This is a genomic window from Paracoccus acridae, assembly GCF_014642735.1.
In the GTDB taxonomy this organism is placed as follows: domain Bacteria; phylum Pseudomonadota; class Alphaproteobacteria; order Rhodobacterales; family Rhodobacteraceae; genus Paracoccus; species Paracoccus acridae.
The window spans coordinates 40,105-56,021 of the sequence record NZ_BMIV01000009.1; the positions used below are offsets into that span (position 1 = coordinate 40,105).

The 15,917-nt window shown below is 69.4% G+C and carries 14 protein-coding genes; 6 read left to right on the forward strand and 8 right to left on the reverse strand.

The features are described 5' to 3' along the window. Positions 1-54 precede the first annotated feature (54 nt). The 6 genes from IEX25_RS13510 (at position 55) to IEX25_RS13535 (ending at position 6,738) form a co-directional block, all read left to right on the forward strand. Positions 55-789 (forward strand): CDP-alcohol phosphatidyltransferase family protein, encoded by a 735-nt coding sequence (locus IEX25_RS13510; RefSeq protein ID WP_229665206.1) that lies wholly within the window; start codon positions 55-57, stop codon positions 787-789. Further along, complete coding sequence (locus IEX25_RS13515) at positions 786-2,330, forward strand: sulfatase-like hydrolase/transferase (protein WP_188715582.1); 1,545 nt, start codon at positions 786-788, stop codon at positions 2,328-2,330. Before IEX25_RS13510 ends, IEX25_RS13515 begins: the two co-directional genes overlap by 4 nt. 71 nt (positions 2,331-2,401) lie before the next feature. Beyond that, positions 2,402-3,394 (forward strand): ABC transporter substrate-binding protein, encoded by a 993-nt coding sequence (locus IEX25_RS13520; protein WP_188715583.1) that lies wholly within the window; start codon positions 2,402-2,404, stop codon positions 3,392-3,394. Beyond that, positions 3,387-4,172, forward strand: a complete 786-nt coding sequence (locus IEX25_RS13525) for an ABC transporter ATP-binding protein (RefSeq protein ID WP_188715584.1) — start codon at positions 3,387-3,389, stop codon at positions 4,170-4,172. Before IEX25_RS13520 ends, IEX25_RS13525 begins: the two co-directional genes overlap by 8 nt. After that, complete coding sequence (locus IEX25_RS13530) at positions 4,169-5,701, forward strand: ABC transporter permease (protein ID WP_188715585.1); 1,533 nt, start codon at positions 4,169-4,171, stop codon at positions 5,699-5,701. The genes IEX25_RS13525 and IEX25_RS13530 overlap by 4 nt, the downstream gene beginning before the upstream one ends. Beyond that, a complete protein-coding gene (locus IEX25_RS13535; RefSeq protein WP_229665208.1) occupies positions 5,698-6,738 on the forward strand; it encodes a glycosyltransferase family 4 protein in 1,041 nt (346 codons plus the stop codon). Before IEX25_RS13530 ends, IEX25_RS13535 begins: the two co-directional genes overlap by 4 nt. Positions 6,739-6,742: 4 nt before the next feature. Here IEX25_RS13535 and IEX25_RS13540 read toward each other — a convergent pair whose 3' ends face one another. Genes IEX25_RS13540 through IEX25_RS13575 form a run of 8 tightly spaced genes read right to left on the reverse strand, consistent with a single transcriptional unit; the run spans position 6,743 to position 15,769 of the window. After that, positions 6,743-7,642 (reverse strand): FAD:protein FMN transferase, encoded by a 900-nt coding sequence (locus tag IEX25_RS13540; protein WP_188715586.1) that lies wholly within the window; start codon positions 7,640-7,642, stop codon positions 6,743-6,745. 4 nt (positions 7,643-7,646) lie between these two features. Then, complete coding sequence (locus tag IEX25_RS13545) at positions 7,647-8,219, reverse strand: nitrous oxide reductase accessory protein NosL (RefSeq protein WP_188715587.1); 573 nt, start codon at positions 8,217-8,219, stop codon at positions 7,647-7,649. Then, positions 8,216-9,037: an ABC transporter permease gene (locus IEX25_RS13550; RefSeq protein WP_188715588.1), complete on the reverse strand. Its 822-nt coding sequence runs from the start codon at positions 9,035-9,037 to the stop codon at positions 8,216-8,218. The genes IEX25_RS13545 and IEX25_RS13550 overlap by 4 nt, the downstream gene beginning before the upstream one ends. Continuing rightward, a complete protein-coding gene (locus tag IEX25_RS13555) occupies positions 9,034-9,930 on the reverse strand; it encodes an ABC transporter ATP-binding protein (protein WP_188715590.1) in 897 nt (298 codons plus the stop codon). The genes IEX25_RS13550 and IEX25_RS13555 overlap by 4 nt, the downstream gene beginning before the upstream one ends. After that, positions 9,896-11,224, reverse strand: coding sequence for a nitrous oxide reductase family maturation protein NosD (locus IEX25_RS13560; protein WP_188715591.1), 1,329 nt, complete (start codon positions 11,222-11,224; stop codon positions 9,896-9,898). Before IEX25_RS13560 ends, IEX25_RS13555 begins: the two co-directional genes overlap by 35 nt. A 2-nt stretch (positions 11,225-11,226) precedes the next feature. Further along, positions 11,227-13,173, reverse strand: coding sequence for a TAT-dependent nitrous-oxide reductase (gene nosZ / locus IEX25_RS13565; protein ID WP_188715593.1), 1,947 nt, complete (start codon positions 13,171-13,173; stop codon positions 11,227-11,229). Positions 13,174-13,190: 17 nt separating this feature from the next. Further along, complete coding sequence (locus IEX25_RS13570) at positions 13,191-15,428, reverse strand: NosR/NirI family protein (RefSeq protein ID WP_188715594.1); 2,238 nt, start codon at positions 15,426-15,428, stop codon at positions 13,191-13,193. Next, complete coding sequence (locus IEX25_RS13575) at positions 15,425-15,769, reverse strand: DUF2946 family protein (protein ID WP_188715597.1); 345 nt, start codon at positions 15,767-15,769, stop codon at positions 15,425-15,427. Before IEX25_RS13575 ends, IEX25_RS13570 begins: the two co-directional genes overlap by 4 nt. Positions 15,770-15,917 lie beyond the last annotated feature (148 nt).

The window sequence follows — 15,917 nt, forward strand, 5'->3', positions numbered from 1 at the left end:
ATTTCGCACAGCCGATGTGCTTGACGCAATCCGGGCTTCGCATAGGCTTTCGACATGCGCGACGCCCCCCAGATCCGGCCGATCCGACCGTCCCGCCCTGGTGGCGCCATTCCGGCGCAGATCGCCCTGACCGCCGCCGGGGGCGCCCTGCTGATCGCGGCATCGGGGGTCATGCTGGCGGGGAACCAAGCCGGAGTGATGGCGGGGATTGCGGCCTATCTTCTGGTCTGCGGGGCCGTGGCGGCGCTGATGGGGCGCAGCTATCCCCACCACCGGATCGGCGGCTGCAATGCGGTGACGCTGCTGCGGGCGGCGCTGACCTGCGCGCTGCTAGGGCCGCTGGTGGCGGGACAGGCGGCAGGCTGGGCCGTCGCAGGGGTGGCGGGCACGGCCCTGGTCCTTGACGGGGTGGACGGTCACCTGGCCCGGAAAAGCGGCCTCGTGTCCCGCTTCGGCGCCCGCTTCGACATGGAGGTGGACGCGGCCCTGGCCCTGGTCCTGTCCCTGCACGTCATCGCCGGAACCGTCGTCGGCCCCGAGATTCTGGTGCTGGGCCTTGCCCGCTATGGCTTCGTGCTGGCGGGGACGGTCCTGCCCTGGATGCGGGCGGATCTGCCCGATCGCCGCTGGCGCAAGGTGATCTGCGTGATCCAGATCGCCGCGCTGATCCTGTTGCAACTGCCGGTCCTGACGCCCGACCAGGCGATCTGGCTGGCCCGGATCGCCGCCCTGCTGGTCATCGCGTCCTTCGCGACCGACATCCGCTGGCTGTGGATGCGGCGGCCATGACGGGCCTGCGGCTGCTGGCGGCGGCCTTTGTCATGCATCTGGTGCTGATCCTGCCCGCCGCGCCCATGCCCGCGGGTCAGGCGCTGCTGCGGATCGCGCCGGAACTGCCGCTGATCCTTCTGGGGCTGCCCCTGCTGGGCAGGGTGGGGCGGGTGGCGGTCTTTCTGGCCCTGTCGGTGCTGGCGGTGCAGAAGATCGCCGATCTTGCGATGATCGCGGCCCTTGGGCGGCCCTTCAACATCCTGGCCGACATGGCGCTGATCGGCGCGGGGGCGGACCTTTTGGCCCAGTCGCTTGGCACGGCCCGGCTTCTGGCGGGATCGGCGGCCCTGGCGGTGGCAGTCCTTGCCGCCGGGGCGGCGCTGTGGTGGGCCACGGGCACCTGGTCGCGCCTGGCATGGCGGCCCGCCTGGCGGCTGGTCCTGCTGTCCGTGGCGCCCCTGCTGGTCCTGGCATGGATGGGCGGGGGGTGGACCGGCAACACCCCCTATGCCCTGGCCCGGGTCGAGCTTTTGCGCCAGACCGCGCAGGATCTGCGCCAGATGAGGACGCTTGCCGCCCGGGACGATCTGGCCGGGGCGACCGGCCTGCTGGCAGAGATCGACCGCGACGTGCTGGTGATCTTTGTCGAAAGCTATGGCCGCGCCAGCTTCGATGCGCCCTATCACGCCGAAAGACATCTTGGGACGCTGCGCCGGGCGCAAGGGCAACTGGCCGATGCGGGGCTGGCGATGCGATCGGGGTTCCTGACCGCGCCGACCCAGGGCGGGCAAAGCTGGCTGTCGCACGCGACCTTCGCCAACGGGCTGTGGATTGCGGACCAGACGCGCTATGGCGCGGTTCTGGCCAGCGGGCGGCAGGGGTTGTTCCACCATGCGCGGCGCGCCGGGTTTCGCACGGCGGCGGTGATGCCCGCCATCACCCGGCCCTGGCCCGAGGGCGAGACCATGGGCTTCGACCGCATCCTTGCGGCGGGCGACCTGGGCTATCGCGGGCAGCCCTTCAACTGGGTGACGATGCCCGACCAGTTCACCCTGGCGGCCACCGACCGGCTGCTGCGCGGCGCGGACGGGCCGCATCTGTTCGCGCAGGTGGCGCTGATTTCCTCGCACGCGCCATGGGTGCCGGTGCCGCGCCTTCTGGACTGGGACCGGATCGGCGACGGGACCGTCTTCGACGCCATTGCCCCGTCGGGCGACCCGCCCGAGGTGGTCTGGCGCGACCGCGACCGGGTGCGCGCGGCCTATCGCGATGCGGTGGATTACAGCCTGGCCACGGTCATGGACTATGCCCTGCGGCACGCGGACGACCCGCCGCTGCTGATCGTCCTGGGCGATCACCAGCCCGTGCCCTGGGTCGCGCAGGACGACGGGCCCGATACGGCGATCCACCTGATCGGCCCCGCCCATCTGGTGGACCGCGCGGCGGACTGGGGCTTTGCGCCCGGCCTGATCCCGCCACCGGAACAGCAGGCCCTGCCCCTGGACCGGATGCGCGACCTGATCCTGCGCGGCTTCGGCGGCAGGATGCCGCAATCATGACGGGCTTGCCTGATGCCCTGCGCCCGTCACATGATGCAAGGTGACGCCTGTCCCGTGAACGGAGTTCGCCGATGCCCCCCATCCCCCTGACACGACGCGCCATGATCCGGGCCGGGGCGGCGGGACTGGCCCTGGGGGGAATGGGCCTGACGCGGCCCGCAGCCGCGCAGGTGCCGGTCGCGCTGCAACTGTCCTGGCTGCATTCGGTCCAGTTCGCGGGCAGCTATATCGCCCAGGACAGGGGATGGTGGCGCGAGGCGGGCCTGGATGTCACGCTGCTGCAAGGGGGGCCGAACGCGCCGGTGGAACCGCCGGTGGTGGCGGGAACGGCGCTGATCGGCATCTCGGCCGCCGACTATGCGGCGGCGGCGGTGGCGCAGGGCGCGCCCTTCAGGATCATCGGCGTGGCGATGCAGAAGAACCCCTTCGCCATCGCCTCGCTGCCCGACAATCCGGTCCGCACGCCCGCCGACCTGCCCGGCAAGCGCATCGGCATGGCGGTGGCCAACACCCCCGTCCTGCAGGCGCTCTGCACCCTGAACGACATCGACATCGCCGATATCCAGATCGTGCCCACCCAGTATTCCGCCCAACCCCTGCTGGCAGGCGAGGTCGATTGCCTTCTGTGCTGGGAAACCGACCTGCCCGTCGCGATGGAGACCGAGGGCGTCCAGGCACGGACCATGCTGCTGGCCGATCACGGCTATGTCCTGCATTCCCAGACCTATATCGCCACCAATGACAGCCTTGCCAATCGACGCGCCGAACTGGTGGCCCTTCTGGGCGGAGAGGTTCGGGGCTGGGACGCCTATCGCGCCGACACCGACGCGGCGGCGGAGCTGACGGTCAGGATGTTCCCCGATGCCGGGCTGGACCCGGAAACCCAAAGGCTGCAGGCCCGCCGCCAGGTGCCGCTGATGTTTTCCGACCTGACCGACGCCCAGGGCTTCGGCTGGTGGAGCGAGGAGTCGGTCGAGGCGACGATCCGCACCCTGTCCCTGATGGGCCGGACGGTGACGCCCGACCTGTGGGACCGGTCGATCCTTGAAGCCATCCATGGATAGGCCGGGGCCGCCCGCCCCCATCGAGTGCACCGGCCTGTCGCGCCTGTTCGACGGCAGCATCCTGGCCGTGGACGGCATCGACATCACCTTCGCCGCGGGCCGCACCACGGCGCTGCTGGGGCCGTCGGGCTGCGGCAAGTCCACCCTGCTGCGCCTGATCGCGGGGCTTGAGGAACCGACCGCCGGTCAGGTCCGCATCGCGGGCGAGCCTCCCGCCGCGCTGTGCCGCCAGGGCGGGCTGTCCATCGCGTTCCAGGATCCCTGCCTGCTGCCTTGGCTGACGGTGGCGAAGAACGTGGCCCTTGGGCGCAAGCTGGCGCGACAGGCCCCCGATCCGCAGGGGGTGGACCAGATCATCAATCTGGTGGGCCTTGGCGGCTTCCAGAACGCCCGGCCCGCATCGCTGTCGGGCGGGATGCGGCAACGGGCGGCCATCGCCCGCGCCCTGATCACCCGGCCGCGCGTCCTGTTGCTGGACGAACCCTTCGGCGCGCTTGACGCCCTGACGCGGCGGCAACTGGCCCAGGATCTGCCGCCCCTGTGGCAGGACCAGGCCGCGACCACCCTTCTGGTCACGCATTCGGTGGACGAGGCGGTGATGCTGGCCCATCGCATCGTCATCCTGTCCCCGCGCCCGGCACGGGTGGTGGCCGACATCGCCGTGCCCCTGCCGCAGCCGCGCAACCCTGAATCGCCGGCCTTCCGGCGGATCGTGGGCGAGATCCTGGCCCAATTGGCGCGCGGCGGCGAGATGGCGCAGTCGCTGGCGGCGCAATGACGCCCGCGGCCCGCTGGACGGGACCGGCTGCGCTTCTGGTGCTGTGGCAGGGGCTGGCGCTTGCGGGGGGCGGCTGGCTTCTGGCCGGACCGTCCGAGGTGGCGGGCTGGCTGTGGTCGAACCCCGGCCTGACGACCCGCGCCGTGGCGGTCACGCTGGCGAATGCCACCTGCGGCTTCGTGCTGGGCAACGGGGCCGCCATCGGCCTTGCCGTGATCGCCGCGCTGTGGCCGCGCGCGCAGAACCTGGTGGCGGGGCTGGCGCTTGTGGTCTTCTGCCTGCCCCTGATCGCCACCGGGCCGATCCTGCGCGTGCTGATGGGACCGGGCGAGGGGCCGCAGATCGTGCTGGCGGCGCTTGCGGTTTACTATACCACGCTGATCCCGATGCTGGCGGGGCTGCGGGCGATTCCGTCTGCCTGGCTGGATCTGGTGCAAAGCTATGGCCGGGGCCGCTGGGCCGAACTGGTCCATGTGCGCGCCCGCGCATCCTTGCCCTATCTGCTGGCGGGGCTGCAAATCTCGGCCCCCGCCGCCATCCTGGGCGCCATGGTGGGCGAATTCACGGGCGCCGAGCGGGGGCTTGGCGTGCTCACGATCCGCTTCACCCGCGACCTGGACATTCCCGCGCTGTGGTCGATGGGCGTCGTCGCGGCGGGGCTGTCCATCGCCGTCTATGCCGCGATCGGCTGGGCGGGGCGCAGGGTCTTGCCCGGAACGCCGCCGGTGATCCTGGCACCCCCGCGCCTGATCCGCGGATCGCCCGCCCGCAGGCTGGCCGACACCGCTCTGCTGGCCGCCGCCGCCCTGACCCTGTGGTGGGCGGGGATCGAGCTTCTGGGCCTAAACCCCTTCTTCGTCAAGCGCCCGCCCGATGTCGCGGCGGCCTTTTTCGGATCACCCGACACGCGGGCCGCCCTTCTGGATGCCGCGGCGAAGACCCTGGCCCTGGCGGTTCCCGGATACCTGGCCGGGCTGGCCCTGGGGGCCGGGCTTGCGGTGCTTTTGTCGCTGCGCCCTGGCCTTGCCGGGCTGATGGTGCCCCTGGCCGTGGCGCTGCGGTCCATTCCCATCGTGACGACCGCGCCCTTGGTCGTGATGCTGCTGGGACGCGGCGCGGCGGGAACCGTGACGCTGGTCGCGCTGATGGTGTTCTTTCCCACCTTCGTCGCCTGCCAGCAGGGCTTGCGCCAGGCACCCGGCCCGATCCTGGATCTGTTCCGCAGCCATGCAAGCGGGCCGGGGCGCCAGATGCTGCATGTCCGCATCCCCGCCATGCTGCCCGCCCTGTTCGCATCCGCCCGGATGAGCGTGCCTGCCGCCATCCTGGCCGCGACCGTGGCGGAATGGCTGGCGACCGGGCGGGGCCTGGGCAACCTGATGGCCCTGTCGGCCTCGGTGTCGGATTACACCATGCTGTGGCTGGCGATGGTGGCGGTGACCCTGATCTCGGCGATGATCTATGGGGGCATCGCCTGGGCGGAACGGCGGGTGCTGTTGGTCATGGCCCCCGAACAGGTGCGCCCGTGACGCGCCCCCTGGCCTTTGCCATTCCGGGCGACATCGCCACCCTGACGGGCGGGTTCATCTATGAACGCCGTCTGCTGATGGGGCTGCGGCAGGCGGGCCATGACGTCCGGCACCTGGTGCTGCCCGCCAGCTTTCCCGACCCTTCGGATGCCGACATGGCGGCGGCGGTCGCGGCCCTGGCGGATGTGGCCCCCGACCGGCCGCTGATCCTGGACGGTCTGGTCTTCGGCGCGATCGACACGGGCGGGCTGGCTCGGGTCCGTGCCCCGCTGGTGGCGATGATCCATCATCCGCTGGCCCTGGAAACCGGCCTGGCCCCGGACCGGCGCGACCACCTGTTCCGCACCGAGCGTGACAACCTGCGGCTGGTCCGGCATGTGCTGGTTCCCAGCCCGCATACCCGCCGCATCCTGATCGACCGCTATGACGTGCCGCGCCATGCCATCACCGTGCTGCGCCCCGGCGTGGACCGGCCCAGCCTGCCGCCCGCCCCCTCCACCCCGCCGCTGATCCTGTCGGTCGGGATCCTGCACCCGCGCAAGGGCCATGACGTGCTGATCGAGGCGCTGTCCAGCCTGGGGGATCTGGACTGGCAGGCGGTGATCGTGGGCAACCCCTGGGACCGCGACCATGCCGCGGCCCTGGAGCGCCGGCGGGCGGCAAGTCCCGTCGCCCCCCGGATTCGCCTTGCGGGCCGCGTCACGGCCGAGGAGCTTGAGGCGCTTTATTCCCGCGCCTCGGTCTTTGCCCTGGCGACCTGGTATGAAGGCCACGGCATCGTCTTCGACGAGGCCCTGGTCCGCGGGTTGCCCATCGTCAGTTGCCGCGGGGGCGCGGTCCCGGACACCGTTCCGCCGGCGGCGGGCCTGCTGGTCCCGCCGGGGGATGCACGGGCCTTCGCCGGGGCCCTGCGTGGCCTGCTGCAGGACGCGGGCAAGCGGCAGGCGATGGCCGATGCCGCCATGGCCGCAGGCGCGGCACTGCCGGGATGGCAACAGATGGCCGACCGGGCAAGCAGGATGCTGTCGGGCCTGTGAGCGGTCAGGCGGGGCGCGCCTCCTCCAGCCGGGCGGCGGGGAATGCGGCCATCAGCCCGTCCAACGCGTCCCGGTCCTGCGTCAGGCAGGCGGCGGTGGACAGCGCATCGGCAAGCGCGGCGCTTGGCGCGGAAATCGTGATGGCCCCCCAGGGAGAGGCCACCGGACCGCCCGTGCGCGGATCCAGGATGTGCCCGTCCCGCCCGCCGGCGTCGAAGCAGGTGCCTAGCGGGGCCGAGGTCGCAAGCGCCCGCGCCGACAGCGGCACGCTGCCGCCTTTGGCGGTGCGCACCGGCCAGGATCGCTGGCCCAGGGCGCGCATCTCGCCGGTGTCGATCAGGATATTGGTCAGCCCCTGCGATTCCAGCAGCGCCGCCACGCGGTCGGCGACATAGCCTTGGCCGATGCCGTTCAGGGTCAGCGCCATGCCGGGACGCAGGGTGATCGCCTGGGGCGACATCCGCACCCCGTCCCAGCCGCCAAAGGCCAAGGCCGCCTCGCGTTCAGCGGACGTGGGGCGGCGGCCCTGCACGGCAGCCTCGGCCCACAGGGCCCACAGCGGTTGCAGCGTCACGTCGAAGGCGCCGCCGCTGGCGCGATGCACCGCGCCCGCCTGGGACAGGCAGTCCAGCAGTTCGAAGGGCGGATTGTCCAGCCGCCCCGTCCGGTTCAGCCGCGACAGGGCGCTGTCGGCGCGATACAGCGACAGGATGTTTTCCAGCCGGTCGATCTCGGCCAGGCAGCGGGCGGTGATCGCCGGGGCGTCGGGATGATCCAGCCGGATCGAGGCGCGGGCCCCAAGCGCCTGGCCCGTCCAGTGGCGGGCGGGCGCGGCGGCAAGCGCGCCGGGCAGGCAAGCCGCGACGGCGGTGATCGTCAGGAAGCGGCGGCGGGTCAGGGTCATGGTTCTATCCCTCGGCCGGGCGCGACAGGGCGCGCAGGCGGTCTTCGAAATCGGCGTCGTCGGCGGTATCCGCCGGTCTCGTTTCCTCGGGCGTCAGGACCAGATCGTCGGGGATATCCCCCAGGCGCATCACGGTGCCGCCTTCCCGCGCGGCAAAGGCCTCCGCCGCATCCCGCGTGCCAAAGGGCACCGCCTCGGGCGCGCCCATGCCGCCTTCGCGGGCGGAACCCAGGACATAGAAGGCATCATCCGCGTCGATCCAGTTGCCTTGGCCCGGATCGTCCCAGGTGGCGCCGGCGGCGCCCATGTCGTTGACCTGCATCGCCAAGATCGGATGGCTTTGTTCGGGCAGGCGCCCATAGGCAATCGCGTCGCGGACCTGGCTGAAGAACAGCGGCGTGCCGGGCATTCCTTCCAGATGGACCTGCGCCTTGGGACCGGGATGTTCCAGCAGGTTCATCTGGCAGAAATGGCCCAGCGTCTCGGCATTCAGTTCGACAGGGGTGGTGTCCTGCGCGACCTCCTGCTTGCAGGCGGCAAGGGACAGGCACAGGGCCAGGATCAGGGCGGGTCTCATGGCGTGACCTTTCGGAAGGCGGCGATGGCCAGGACCAGGGCCAGCAGCGGCCAAAGGGCGATGGACAGGGCCGATTGCCACAGGGGAATGGCCGCCGCCGCGCCGCCCATGCCGCCAGCGGCCGCACTGGCTTCGGCTGCGGCAAGGTTGAACAGGCGGAAGGCATCGGCGGGATTGGCCAGCAGCGCGACGGGCAGCGCCTGCGTCGTCAGCGCGCCGCCCCCGTCCGACACGATCAGCGCCAGCAGCACCAGATCGTAAAGCACCACCGCCCCCAGCCACAGCCCCACCGCAAGGCCCGCCGCGCCCGACGGCCTGCGCGCAAGCGCCGACAGCGCATAGCCCGCGCCCAGGAAGGTCGCCCCCAGCAGGACGGAACTGGCGACCAGCCGCAGCAGCGCGGGCAGCCCGGCGACCGATGCCGGGTCCATCCAGAACGCCGCCCCTGCCGCCGCGCCATAACCGGCACAAACCGCCAGCGTCAGGATCGCCAGATGCGCGACCAGCTTGCCCGCCAGAACCTGCGCGCGCGAGACCGGATAGGTCAGCAGCAGCGGCAGGGTGCCGCGCTCGACTTCGCCCGCGATGGCATCGAAGCTAATCAGCAGGGCGATCAGCGGGACCAGATAGACCGCCAGCGACGTGAGCGAGGCCACGATCACCGACAGGCGGTCGGCGCCGATATCGCCCGTGGGCGCGGCCCCTGCGGCCGCAAGCACAAGCGCAAAGACCACCATCAGCGCCACGGCGATGGCGACCCAGCGGTTGCGCCCGGCGATGCGGAACTCGACAGTGGCGGTGGACAGGATGCGGTTCATTGCCCGTCCCTTCTGCTGAAATGGGAATAGATGTCTTCCAGGCTGGGCGGGATCACCTCGAGATCCGCGACCTGCGGAAGGCCGGTGATGCGCGACAGCACCGCCAGCTTGTCGTCCTGCGCGATATCCAGGTGCAGCCGCCCGTCGCCATTGGCCCGCGCCATGGGCAGGGCTGCGACCAGGGCGGCCTTTTGCCCGGCGGCGGGGGCCACGCTGATCGCCACCGGCAGGGCGGCCTTGCGGCGCAGGTCGGCCAGCGATCCCTCGGCCATCAGCCGCCCGCCCGACAGGATCAGGATGCGGTCGGTGCGGGCCTCGACCTCGGTCAGGGCGTGGGACGACAGCAGGATCGCCGTGCCGCCCGCCGCCAGATCGTCCAGCAGCGCATAGAAATCGCGTCGCGACACCGGGTCCAGACCCGAGGTCGGCTCGTCCAGGACCAGCAGGCGCGGCTTGCCGATCAGCGCCTGCGCCAGGCCCACGCGCTGCCGCATCCCCTTGGAATAGGTGCCGATGCGGCGCTTCGCGGCATCCGCCAGGCCCACGCGGGCCAGCAGCTCCAGGGCCTGCACCGGGCGTTCGCCGCGCAGGGACAGGTAATGGCGGATCTGTTCCTCGCCCGTCAGGGCCGGGTGGAAGGCCGCGTTTTCCGGCAGATAGGCCACCTGCGCGCGGGCCGCGGCCGATCCGGGCGCCGCGCCGCAGACGGTGACCGCGCCGCTGTCGAAGGGGATGAGGCCCAGGATGATCTTCATCATCGTGGACTTGCCCGCGCCGTTATGGCCCAGCAGGGCCACCCGCTGGCCGGGTTCCACCGTCAGGGACACGTCGCGCAGCGCCTCGACCCCGGCAAAGCGCTTAGTGAGATGCGATATCGTCAGGGTCGATGTCATCATAGGTTCCTTTGGCCCAGCGTCCCGCCACCTCGGCCTCGAAGGCCTCGATCCGGGGCGGGACGGGGATGGTCAGGGGGCGCATCAGCGGATGGCTGTCGGTGACGCCGCCGGGAAGGGTGGCGGGAAAGCTGGACTGGCTCCAGCGGACAAGCTGCACGGCGGGGGATCCGGTCAGCAGGGCGGCGGCGGGCTGCGACCACAGGATATGGTCGATCAGGTCGTTGGGGCGATAGGTGCCGTCGGCCACCCCGTCGCCGTTCAGGTCATAGGCGGGGTGGTCGGACCAGAAGTTGCCGCGGCCCTCGTGGCTCCATTCCATGAAGCGGGTGCCCACGTATTTCACCTGTTCCCGATTGCCGATGAAGGCGTTGCCGGTCAGCACGTTCCTTTCGGATCCGGCGGTGAAGTGGATGCCGATGCCGCACCCTTCGAAGCGGTTGTCCCAGATCAGGTTCTTGTGAGCGTTGTAGATGAACAGGCATTTCTTGGCCCCGCCCCGGATCAGGTTTCCGGTCACGTCGGCATTATTGGCATAGTTCAGCATCAGCCCGTGTTCCCGGTCCCCCAGGCTGAGGTTGTTCAGGATCTTGGCCCGATCCGAAAACATGATCGCGAAGCCCAGGTGGTTGCCGATGCTGGTGTTGCCCGACACCTCGGTGTTGCGGGTGTACATGAAATGCACCGCGAACCGCAGGTCGCGCAGGATGTTGTTGCGATAGATGCTGTCGGCGCTTGCGTTGGAAAAGATGCCGTCGCGGCCGTATCGGATCACGTTGCCATCCAGCAGCGTGCCGGGGCTGTTCCAGACATAGATGCCGTTGCCGCGTTCGTTCATCTGCCGATTCTGGCGCCCGGTGATGCGGTTGGCCGTGACCTGCGCGTCGCGCCCGCCATGCACGTCGATGCCGTGCATGTTGTCGGTCAGGACCAGCCGGTCGATCCGCGCGCGGTCCGCGCCCTTCAGGATCTTCACGCCCGCGTCCAGATCCTTGTTCTGCCAGCCCGATCCGGTGACGGTGAAGCCCGTCAGCACCACATCGGGGGCATCAACGGTGATGACCGTCCCCTGCCCCTGCCCGTCCACGACGGCCCCTTCCGGGCCGGTGATCGTCAGGGGGCGGTCGATGGTGACGGGGCCCGGATAGGCCCCGTCTGTCAGCACCAGCACATCGCCGGGGGCGGCCCCGGCGATGGCTTCGGCCAGCCTGCCCGGTCCGGGCTGAACCCGATGCTCTGCCCCAAGGGCGGGCAGGGCAATCAGCAGGCCAAGGATCAGGGCAAGCAGGCGCATGGTCAGGCGGCCTTCGGTTCGACGAACATCCGGCCGCGCATCTCCATGTGCAGGGCGTGGCAGAACCATTGGCAATAATACCAATAGACGCCGGGGGCGCCCGCCACGAAGGTCACGGAACTGGTCTGCTGGGGCCCAATCTCCATCGCGACGCCGTGGTTGCCCAGGGTGAAGCCGTGGGTCAGGTCGTCGATCTCGTCCATGTTGGTGATGATGACCGTCACCTCGTCGCCCTCGGTCACCGTGAAGCTTTCCAGGCTGAAGTTCGGCGCCACGCTGGTCATATAGACGCGGACCTTGTTGCCGTCGCGGATCACCGTGTCGGCCCAGTCGTCGATGTTGACGCCATCCGCCTCGGCCTGGCGACGGGTTTCGGCCCACATCGGGTCCTGGCGGTCCCAGACCGACTTGATCCCCGACAGGATCGCCGGATCCACGGCAATGGCGTCATGGGGCTCGGCGAATGTTGGGCCGTCATGGACCAGAACCATCTTGTCGCCCGAGATGTCGATCAGCTGGTCGTTTTCCGGCTTCAGCGGTCCCACGTTCAGGAAGCGGTCCTTCGAGAACTTGCACAGGCAGACCAGCCAGTCGTTCTGCGCGTCCAGCGTTTCGCCCATCACCGTCTTGAGGTGGCCGGGCTGGTAATGCACGTCGATCTTGTCCTTGATCGGATCGACGTCCTCGCCGGCATAGGCGCGGATGGCGTCCTCGATGCTCCACTTGACGACCTGGCTGTCCAGGAACAGCGAGGTATAAGCAAAGCCGCGCCCGTCAAAGGCGGTGTGAAGGGGCCCAAGCCCCAGTTCCGGTTCGGCCACGACGGCGCTGCGCGGATCGGCGTTTTCCGTGAACAGCGCGTCGAACCGGGTCACGTCCAGGACGGTCACCGTGGGCGACAGCTTGCCCGCCACGCACAGGTGCTTGCGGTCGGGCGCCATGTTGCAGCCATGCGGGTTGTTGGCGATGGGGATATAGCGGGTGAAGTTGCTGTTGGCCTCTTTCCGGCCATCGACGATCTTGCAGCCGTTCAGTTCCTGGTATTCGCCAGCCGCGATCGCGCGTTCGATCTCGGCCAGGTTGAAGACCACGACATGGTCCATCTCGGCCTCGGTCATCTCGGCCAGGGTCATCCCCATTTCCGAGTTGTAGGAGGTCGAGAAGGCCCATTTGCCTTCATAGTCGGCGTCCACGTTGTCCAGGTTGCCCGATACCAGCACCTGCCAGGCCACCTTCATCTCGTCCGCGTTGACCGCCGTGAAGACGTTCACATAGGTGGACGGATCGTCCATCGTGGTGCCGTCGTTGACCAGCGGCGCCTCGTCCTCGCCATTGGCGAACAGATAGTTGGTGCGCGGGAACTTCTGCGGGCGGAAGCCGTGCATGGCCTTGGCGTTGGGGATTTCCAGGACCGCGTCGGTCTTCATCACGTCGCAGCGCACGCGGGCCACGCGGCTGTTGGCCTTGTCCTGCATGTACAGATAGCGGCCGTCATACTTGCCCTCGGTGAAGGACATGTGGACGTGGTGCAGGTCGCCGTTGTCGTGGATCCGCTTGCCGTTGGCGGCCAGGATCTTCTTGGTCTTTTCCGTCATCCCGCCTTCCAGGATGCGGATGGATTCGTTGGTCTGCCCCCAACCGGTGGCCGAGCAGCGGTTGAAGACCGGCACGCGCATCAACTCGCGCATGGAGGGCACGCCCAGGATGCGCATTTCGCCTGTCTGGCCCGACGACCAGAAGCCGTAATAGGTGTCCAGCTGACCCGGCGCCACGCTGCCGTCCGCGCCGGTCGCCGCCACCGCGGCGCCCGTCGTGGCGGCGGTGACGCCCGCCGCGCCGCCCAGGCCAAGCGCCAGACGCCCGCCGAAGGCGGTGGCGGCCGCCGCGCCCCCTGCGGTCGCGCCCAGCAGCATCCTGCGGCTGAGACCTCTTCTCTCGACTGTGTCCATTGTCGTCTCCTGTTTCATCAAGTGGAGGGTTCCGTGATGCGGGCCGCGTTGGGATGGCCCGCGGGGGGCCGGCCCAGGTCGGGGACCGCGCTTGCCGCCAGCTTGTCGCGCCGCTTCATCTTCTTGATGACGACGGGACAAACCTTGGGCGAGTGATAGAGCACCTGGCAATGCAGGCAGTTGACGCATTCGTTGGGGTTGATTTCCCCGGTCGGATGGATCGCCTGCACGGGGCATTCATGGGCGCAGATCTGGCAGGGATTGCCGCATTCGTGATAGCGTTTCAGCCAGTCGAACATGCGGATCCGCGCCGGGATCGCCAGGGCCGCGCCCAGCGGGCACAGATAGCGGCAATAGAAACGTTCGACGAACAGCCCCGCCACCAGCAGCGCCACCGCATAGGCGACGAAGGGCCAGGCGCGCACGAAGTTCAGGATGATCGCGGTCTTGAAGGGCTCGACCTCGGCCAGGCGTTCGGCCTGCTCGACGCTGGCCAGGGACACGCCGAACAGGCCCAGGAAGATCATGTACTTGATCGGCCACAGCCGTTCGTGCAGGCCCCAGGGCAGGGTCCATTGCGGGATGCGCAGCTTGCGCGCGACCTGGTTGGTCAGTTCCTGCAGCGCGCCGAACGGGCACAGCCAGCCGCAATAGGCGCCGCGTCCCCAGAACAGCAGCGCGGCCGCGACCGCGAACCACAGGATGAAGGTCAGCGGATCAAGCAGGAAGGCCTGCCAGCTGAAGCCCGTCACCACCGACCCGGTCAGGGCCATGATGTTGACCACCGACAGTTGGGCGTTGAACATCCATCCCAGCACGATCAGCGTGACCGCCAGATAGATCATGCGGAAGGCATAAAAGCGCCGTTCGTTCCTGACCGCGTAATGCTGGAAGAAGAACACCCCGGTCAGCACCAGCAGCATGATCCCCAGCACGGCGATCTTGACCTGCGAATCCAGCCAGATGCGTTTCCACAACTCGGCCTGGGCCTGGCTTTCCTCGGCCGCGGGCGCGGCGGCGGCAGGGACCGCCTCGGGCACGGGCGCAGGGGCCGGGGCCGCGACCTGGCGCAGGTATTGCGGCGGCAGGTCATAGCCCAGGTCGAAGGTCTGGAAGACCTTGTCGATCGGCCCGACCTCTCGCTGCACAAGCAACTGGATGCGGAAGGGCTTGGTCGGGTCGAAGCCGGTGCCCGCCGGGATGCGGAACAGGTCCATTTCCGCGAAATCGGGCGCGCCTTCGGCGGCGACGCTGTTGATGCGGCGGTGATCGCGGTCGCGGAAGCGCACGGACACGTCGTCCTGGATCAGCACGATCCGGTCGAAGATGCCGCCGCGCACATAGCCCGACCCCTTGAAGCTGTAGAGCCCGTCGCCAAAGACCGCGATGGCCTGGTCGCCCTCGGCCAGCCAGCCGCGCAGGTTCTGGTCCGCAGCCTCGCCCAGGATCGCGCGGCCGATGGCGGGGACCGATACAAGCGCCACCTGCATGTCGATGAAGGTCGTCTCGGGCGGCTCGGTCAGGGCACGCTGGGCCGCGCGGGGGTCGGGATTGGCGGCAAAGGCCTCGTTCACCTGGCCCACGTCCAGCGACAGGCGGCGCAGGGTGCCGTCGCCTTCCATCGTGGCCCAGTCGGCGGGGGCCTGGGCGGTCGTGTCGATCTCGTATCGCGGGCCGGTCGCCGCGGCCTCGGGGGCCAGACCGCCAAGGCCCAGGGCGCGCGCCACCTTCAGGCCCGACCGGACGATGGAATCGTCGATCACCATCACCGTGACCGTGGCGCCGGAGATGATGTCCACCTCGTGCGTGGTGCCGCCCGACTGCGCCTCGGCCACCAGATCCAGACCCTGGTAACCCTCGACCAGGGTGCGGACCTTGGCCTCGGGGATGCCGATCAGGACGATGGGTTCGGAATGCTTGACCAGCCGGACGCCCGCAACCCTGCCGTCGGGATCCACGGCCACCAATGTATGGATGGGCTTGCCGGAATAGCCGGTCGTTCCCACGAAATCCGAGGTGACGAAGGCCCAGGCCACCGTCTCGCCACCCTTCAGCACCGGCGCCACGGCCAGATCCTCGCGCAGCGGGCCAAAGCCCTCGGCGCCGGGCACCAGGTCGGATGCGATCTGATCGGGAAGAAGCTGGGCCAGCACCGTCTGGGCGGCGGCAGGCAGCGGGACCGACAGCAGAAGCCAGGTCAGGGCCAGGATGGCCGACAGAAGCAGGCGATGCGGGGACAGGCGGACGAAGATCATGCGCGGAACCAGGGGAATTGACGTGGGGGACCGCGCGACAGGGAACCGCCGACCCTGTGGACAAGGACGGCGGCATCGGTCCGGCGCGGATGGATCGCGGCTTCCCGGTCCGCAGGGCGCGGGGAAAGAACGGCGGGGGAAAGAACGGCGGGAAGCGGCGGCGCGCAGGCCGGGCAGTCGCGGCAGTCCTTCGGGCCACGGCCGGTGTCGTCTGGATCAAGCGTGACGGTCTTCATCACGCCGTCGCTGCACAGGACCACCGTCATCGCCTCGGCCGCCGAGGCGAAGCCCTGCCCCCATGTCCCCGCCAACAGCAGAAACACCGGCAGAATCGCCAGCAAAAGCCGCAAACGATATGGATATGTGGCGCGTTCCATGGGCCCTCAATAGGTCGTGGCCGGGACCACGTCTTTGAGTTGGATCAAACAGCACACCCGCTATGCGGTTGATTGAATTGCACCCCCTGCCTCAATTCAAGAAAATTCTTCT